Raw genomic sequence first — 1,524 nt, 5'->3', positions numbered from 1 at the left:
GCTACGTCACCCCGGCGGAGCACCTGGGCCTGCCTGCAGAAGAAGATGTGCGGGTTGGGGTGATGGCCGCCCGTATTGCCGCCCATGCCGCCGATATTGCCAAAGGCGTCAAGGGGGCCTGGGACTGGGATTTAAAAATGGCCCGGGCCCGGGCTTCCCTGGACCGGGAGGCCGTGGCCGGCCTGGCCATCGACCCGGCCCTGGTGCGCTGTTACCTTGAGAAAGAAAAAGGGGAACCGTGCAGCGCCTGCGGCGATGAATGCGCCCTGCGGCTGGTTTCGGAGTATTTTCAGCAGTAATCCCATCCTAAGGTGGCAGGTAAATGTTTAAAAGAGATGCGCGATCTTCCTCAAATGGCTGGTATATAATGGACATCTGCCGCGGCCACTGGGCGGCTCAGGTGCTTTTTACGGCCGTGGACCTGGGCCTTTTCGACATCCTGGCCCGGGGCGCCCAAACTCCCGCCCGGGTGGCTGCGGCCCTGGGCACCCACCCGGAAGCCACCGCTCGCCTGCTGGTTGCCCTGGAGGGGCTGGGGCTGGTGAAAAGGGAGGGCGAGTTTTACCGCAACGCTCCCCTGGCCGGCCGCCATCTGGTACGGGGAAGGGATGCCTACCTGGGCCATGCGGTGCACCACTTTGCCAACCTGGCAGAGGGTTGGTCCCGGCTGGGCGAGGCCGTGCGCACCGGCCGCCCGGTGGGTTTCGAGGCTGTGGAACGGACGAACTATGAAGAGCGCCTGCGGGACTACATCCTGGCCATGCGGGACCAGGCCCGGCTCAAGGCGGATCGGCTGGCCGCCGCCCTGGATTTAAGCGGTTGTGAACGCCTACTGGATTTGGGCGGCGGGCCCGGGGTGTATACCGTTGCCCTGTTGAAGAAAGAGCCCCGGGCACGGGCCACCATCCTGGACCTGGCCCCCACCCTGAAGATCACCCGGGAATTGATAGAAGCGGCGGGGATGATGGAGCGGGTGGAGCTATGTGCCGGGGATTTCACCAGGGACGAACTGGGTGAAGGGGTTTACGACCTGGTGCTGGCCTCCAATGTGGTGCACATTTATGACGCTGCCACCAACCGGCGGCTCATGGAGCGGGTCTTCCGGGCCCTGTGCCCGGGCGGGCAGGTGGTGATCCACGATTACGTCCTGGCTGAAGAGCCCTCCCTGGAAGCCGCCCTCTTTGACCTGAACATGCTGGTGGGCACCCTTACCGGCCGGGTGTACGGCGTTCAAGAAATGGGCAGCTGGCTGGAGGACGCCGGTTTTGAGGATGTGACTTACCATCCCCTGACCCCGGGCAGCGGGTTGTTGAAGGGGAGAAAATGGACTGGCAAAGAGAAGGGGGGAAGAGCCGTTGACCGGCCCTTTAAAAAATAAATGGGGGCCCGTTACCGGCCCGGGTGAAGCCGTGGTCCCGGAGGACCTGGTGGAACATCTCTGCCGGGTGGCCCGGGAAGCCGGGGCGACGGCCCCGGCGAAGAGGGCCACGGCCAGGGCCAGAAAGAGAGTGATGGCGACAAATT

2 protein-coding genes are annotated in these 1,524 nt (G+C 64.2%); both read left to right on the top strand.

Annotated elements, in window-relative coordinates:
• Window positions 1-299 (top strand): phosphomethylpyrimidine synthase ThiC (locus ACPLUI_RS14790; RefSeq protein ID WP_424661003.1); only part of this gene is annotated, 299 nt, incomplete at its 5' end.
• A gap of 23 nt (window positions 300-322) precedes the next feature.
• Entirely contained in the window at window positions 323-1,378 is a 1,056-nt protein-coding gene (locus ACPLUI_RS14785) for a methyltransferase (protein ID WP_424661002.1), read from the top strand.
• Window positions 1,379-1,524 lie beyond the last annotated feature (146 nt).

Source organism: Desulfofundulus sp. (assembly GCF_049701015.1).
In the GTDB taxonomy this organism is placed as follows: Bacteria; Bacillota; Desulfotomaculia; order Desulfotomaculales; family Desulfovirgulaceae; genus Desulfofundulus.
Note: the sequence above shows the minus strand (reverse complement) of the source record. Positions and strands in the feature narration are given on the sequence as shown.

Excerpts from the sequence above, each read along its gene's own strand:
- ACPLUI_RS14785 (WP_424661002.1), top strand. The coding sequence starts at position 323 with ATGTTTAAAAGAGATGCGCGATCTTCCTCAAATGGCTGGTATATAATG.